The organism is Achromobacter sp., from assembly GCF_036567245.1.
Classification (GTDB): Bacteria; Pseudomonadota; Gammaproteobacteria; order Burkholderiales; family Burkholderiaceae_B; genus Achromobacter.
The window spans coordinates 1-4,879 of the sequence record NZ_DATCUY010000261.1; the positions used below are offsets into that span (position 1 = coordinate 1).

Genomic DNA, 4,879 nt, shown 5'->3' on the forward strand with positions numbered 1-4,879 from the left:
CCGGCGACGCGGCCACGGCGGCCGCCGCCGGACATACTGCCGTGCTCAACGCCGCCATCGGCTGCGGCGCGACGCTGGGCGGTATGCTGCTCGCCAGGACCGGCATTGCCGCCACGATGTTGTCGGCGGGCGTAGTGGCCGCCGTCGCGATGGCGCTGGCGCAATGGCAACGGTTTCCTACGGCAGCCGGAACCCGCGACGCCCCGCAATCCAGCTGAACTTGCCAACCGACCGACCAAACTGGAAAATCCGGGCATGACTGACACGCTTCTCGTTTTCGCCGTGGTTGCCTTCGTGGGCATTGCGACACCCGGCCCGACGGTTCTGCTGGCACTTGCCAACGGCGCGAATCTCGGGGTCCGCGCGTCGCTGCCCGGCATGATGGGCGCGGTGCTGGCAGATTTCGTGTTGATCAGCGCGGTGGCGCTGGGCTTGGGCGCCTTGCTGGCGGCCTCCGAATTCTGGTTCTCGGCCATCAAATGGATCGGTGTCGTCTATCTTGCGTACCTGGGTATCCGGCTCTTCCGGTCGTCCGGTTCGGTGACGCTTCCCGCCGAGTCTTCCACGCAAGCGCCCACCGGTCGCTCCGTCTTTCTGCGGAGCTTCCTGGTCGCCGTCACCAATCCCAAGGGCTATCTGTTTTTCTCGGCCTTTCTGCCACAGTTCATTTCCACGCAGGCGCCCCAGATACCGCAGTACGCCATGCTGGCGGCCGTATTCTCGGCCATTAACCTTCTCACCATGTTTACCTATGCGTCCGCTGGCGCCAAGGCGATCCGCTTGCTCAAGCGCGATGGCGCCCTCTGGTTGGATCGCGCCTGTGGCGGCGCATTGCTGGCCTTGGCCGGCTCTCTGGCGCTTTATCGCAGGAATCCCTGAGAACATATTCCGCAAGGTGGCTTGCGTATCTTGCGGGCTGAAACCGTGGTCTCCGGCGGCCTGCTGTGCGGAATTTCCTGCTACATGTTCCCGCTGCGACAGCTGAACATCCGCCCAAGCCACCCGCTATTTTGGCAGGAGGCCGTGATGCGCCACAATCATGGGTTGCCGAGCAAACGAATCCAGGAGAAAACCAGCAGTGAACGACACCCGCATACCGGATATTGATGCCCCCGAAGACCGCAAGGAACAGCAAGCCACGCTGTGGCGCGATGACGGCTGGACCGCCCGCATCATCAAGAATGAAGAAGACGACGGCTGGGCCGTGGAGATGACCCTGGATGGAGAGGCCGAGCCGGCCCTGGTCGGTCCGTGGACCATGGGCCGCGACAAGAAGAACCCCAAGCCGCTAGACTCGCCCGCCTTCATCACCCTGGTCAAAACCGCCCGGGAAGTCCTGCGCCGCCACGAACAGCAATTGCACGCGACGCTGCACAAGAGCGTGAAAATCGACGCCGCCGCCGGCCGCCTGACCGTCAAGCTGGATATCGTCCCCGATGAAGACGAGCCGTACGCCGTGCTGAGCGCCTACGATGAATCTGGCGAACAACTGGCCCAAACCCACGTCGCACCGACGTACAAACTGAGCGTGCAGCGCGCATCGGAGTGGGCCAGCGGCGGTTTCGGCAAGCACGGCTGACACGCGCGCAAACAGCATCCGCCCTGGCCCGCCCTGCGCTCAATACCTGTAGTTCACGCCCAGCATGGCGCTGAACGGCGCGCCGTAATAGTTGCTGTATACGTTCGTGCTTGCGTAGTATTTCTTGTCGAACACGTTGTTCAGGTTCAAGGTCGCCGACCACTGCCGGCTGAACTGATAGCGCGCCATCAGGTCCACCAGGGCATAGCCGCTTTGCGACGACTCGAACGGTTGTCCACCGGGGCCGCGGCTGGTGTAGTCGCTTCCGCTTTCCCAGCGCAAGCCGCCCCCCACCGTCAGGGCGCTCAAGTCGCCAGGCAGGCGATAGGTGGTATACAGCTTGGCAATGTGGCGCGGCAGGCCGACTTGCGTGGTGAACCCTTGCGGCAGGCGGCGGTCCACGTACGCATAGGACAACTGCATCTGCCAGCCCGGCGTCAGTTCGCCGCTGATTTCGGCTTCCACGCCGCGCATGACCGCGCCGTCGGCGGCGACGTAGGCGTTGTAGCCGTTCGGCGCCAAGCGGTCGCCATCCAGCATGGCGTAGTTGTCCTGGCGCGTCCGGAACAGGGCCAGCGCCGCATTCAAGCGGCCGTCCAGCAGGGCTGACTTCAGGCCGATCTCGTAAGTATTGCCTTTGATGGGGGCCAGCACGCTGCCCGACGCGCTCTGCGCCTGCTGCGGCTGGAAGATGCTGGTATAGCTGGCATACGCGGACACCGTGCTGGTCAGGTCGTAGACCACGCCGGCATAGGGGGTGTAGACGCCCTGCTCCCGCATATCGTCCGGGTAGGATGAACCGTCGTTGTAGTTGTACGAGGCCTGCTGGTCCCACCAGGTCACGCGCGATCCCAGCACCACGGACAACGCATCAGTGGGACGCAAGCGCAACGCGCCGTAGATCGACGCCTGCTTCTCCGTGTAATAGCGCTTGCCCGTGCTCTGCCAGTCCGGCTCGGGCATGTCGCCATTCCAGTCGCGAATGTCTGGAATCTTCGCGTCGTAGCCCGGCGCAGTCCAAAGCGGATACATGTCGTAGTCGCCCCTGGTGCGCGAGGCGCTTGCGCCCACCACCAGGTCATGTCGACGGCCGAAGGCGTCGAATGCGCCGCTCAGGCTTGCGTCGACCGCATTCTGCGTTTTGGGGATGGGCCATTTTGCAACCCACACCGAGGCGCCCCGGCCCGTCGCCGGGTCTGCCCAGCCGTTGCTGCTGAACCAGCCATAAGTGCGGTCATTGTCGTCTCCCGTGCGGGATACGGTCACCGACCCCTTCCACAGCGGCGCGAACTCGTGGTCCAGCGTGGCGAACACGTTGTAGCGCGTGCGTTCCTGGCGGCTCCAGTTGGTCGCCGAATTGAAGCGCTGGCGGAAATTCGTTTTCGAACCGTCCGCGTAAGCGGCAGGAAAACCAAAGTACGAGCACGCCGTGCACTGCTTGCGCTGATACTCAGCACCCAAGGTGAGCAACGTGCGTTCGGCCAGGTCGGCCTCGATCACGCCATACAGCAACTGCGAATCCTGCTTGACGCGATCGATGAACGAACCGCCCTCCTGCCACGCGCCGATCAGGCGGCCGCGCAGCTTGCCGGCTTCGTCCAGCGGGCTGCCCAGATCGAATTCGGCGCGCCGATAGTCCCAGGAGCCGATGGCCGTTCCCACGCCGGCCTCGAACTCGCGGGTCGGACGCTTGCGCACCAGATTGATCGACGCCGCGGGATTGCCGGCGCCGTTCAACAGGCCGGTCGAACCGCGTACCACTTCGATCCGGTCATACAGCGCGGTATCCAGCCCCAGCGCATTGAAGTCCTTGTGCACGGGAACGCCGTCCACCTGCATATTGGTGACTTCCATGCCGCGCGCGTACAAGCCCTTTTCGTTGTCGTCGGCCGACCCTTTCTTCTTGAAAACCAGGCCCGGCGTGTTGACAATGGCGTCCTCCAGCGTATTGAGCCCCTGGTCCGACAAGCGTTCGCGCGTCATCACCGATACCGATTGCGGCGTCTCGCGCAGCGTCATCGGCAGCTTGGTGGCGGTGGTGGACAAACCCACGGTATACGAGCCCGAACCTTCGCTGGGCGCAGGTTCGCGCGAGCCCCACACCTCGACGGGCGCAAGCGTCTGCGCGCTGATGAGGCGCAGCCCATAGTTGTTTCCCCCTTGGCTGACAGCCTCCAGCCCGGTCCCCGACAACATGGCTGTCAGCCCCGAGGCAACGCCGTACTGGCCCCGCAGGCCGGCGCTTTGCCTGCCTTGCGTCAATTGGGAATCGAAAGACAGCACCACACCCGCCTGGGCGGCAAAGCGGCTCAGCGCCAGACCCAAGGGGCCGGCCGGCACATCGTAGTAGCGGGCCGCATCGGCCGACGGCATGCCCTGCGCCATTGCAGGCGGGGCCGATGCCAACGCCATCAATGCGACAAAGACTGCGCCCGCGATCGGCGCAAGAGGACCTGGATGGCGATGGAAGGAGGTAGCGAAAGGCATAAGCTCAGGTTTTCCGTGTATCAAATCCGACGTAATCCCTGCTAAGTCGGACGAGCACGGAAAAAGGACAATGCCAGGCGAAAATAAATCAGCCGCGGGCGACGACCCGGGTGTAGTAGCGCGTAAACCGCGAGATACGCACGGGCAGTGCGCGTTCCACCGCGGCCAGCGCGCGGTCGGTGTCGTCGATCGGAAAGGCGCCCGATACGCGTAGCGCCGCCACCGCCTCGTCACAGCTCAGGCGGCCGGGACGGTAGCGGTCCAGCTGCGCAACGAAGTCGCCCAGCTGCATGTCGTCCACGATCAACAAACCGCGGGTCCAGGCGTCGGGTTCGCCGGTGACGGCGCCTTCATGGCGGGCTGCCGATGTTTCCAGCACGCCCTGTTCGCCTGCCTGCAGCACCAGCGACGCCCCCGCTCCGGCGGGCTGCAGCTCCACCGCATGCCGCAGCACCGCGACGCGCGTGGACGCGTCCTGCCGGTTGACGATAAAGCGCGTCCCCAGCGGGCGCACCGTGCCGTGCAGCGTCGTTACCCGCAAGGGCGGCAAGTCCGCGGCGGCGCGTTCGGTGTCGATCAAGATTTCGCCGGCATGGACGGTGATATGCCGGCCGCCCGCGTCCACCGTCACGTCTACCGCGCTGGCGCTGTCCAGCCACAGCAACGTGCCATCCGCCAGCAACAGTTCGCGCCGTTCGCCCGTGCCCATGCGGTAGTCGGCCAGATAACCCGCCGCCATCTGCTCGACCGGCAGGATGCGCCAGGCCAGCAGGCCGCCGGCGCCGAACAGCGCCGCGGCCCCCAGGCCGGACC

General features: G+C 65.0%; 5 protein-coding genes. 3 read left to right on the plus strand and 2 right to left on the minus strand.

All coding sequences use genetic code 11. The features are described from left to right. The 3 genes from VIR09_RS11495 to VIR09_RS11505 all read left to right on the plus strand — a co-directional run. Positions 1-218 (plus strand): hypothetical protein (locus tag VIR09_RS11495; RefSeq protein WP_332012987.1); only part of this gene is annotated, 218 nt, incomplete at its 5' end. 37 nt (positions 219-255) lie between these two features. Beyond that, positions 256-879 carry a LysE family translocator gene (locus VIR09_RS11500; RefSeq protein ID WP_332012988.1) on the plus strand — a complete coding sequence of 208 codons (624 nt, stop codon included), beginning with the start codon at positions 256-258 and terminating at the stop codon, positions 877-879. 199 nt (positions 880-1,078) lie between these two features. Further along, positions 1,079-1,579, plus strand: coding sequence for a hypothetical protein (locus tag VIR09_RS11505; RefSeq protein WP_332012989.1), 501 nt, complete (start codon positions 1,079-1,081; stop codon positions 1,577-1,579). Between the two features lie 39 nt (positions 1,580-1,618). Here VIR09_RS11505 and VIR09_RS11510 read toward each other — a convergent pair whose 3' ends face one another. Both VIR09_RS11510 and VIR09_RS11515 read right to left on the minus strand, forming a co-directional pair. Further along, complete coding sequence (locus VIR09_RS11510) at positions 1,619-3,952, minus strand: TonB-dependent siderophore receptor (RefSeq protein ID WP_332012990.1); 2,334 nt, start codon at positions 3,950-3,952, stop codon at positions 1,619-1,621. A gap of 202 nt (positions 3,953-4,154) precedes the next feature. Next, the coding region (locus tag VIR09_RS11515; protein ID WP_332012991.1) for a FecR domain-containing protein at positions 4,155-4,879 on the minus strand (725 nt) is incomplete at its 5' end.

Coding starts and splice junctions, on each gene's coding strand:
- VIR09_RS11500 (WP_332012988.1), top strand. CDS start 256: ATGACTGACACGCTTCTCGTTTTCGCCGTGGTTGCCTTCGTGGGCATT.
- VIR09_RS11510 (WP_332012990.1), bottom strand. CDS start 3,952: ATGCCGTCGGCCGATGCGGCCCGCTACTACGATGTGCCGGCCGGCCCC.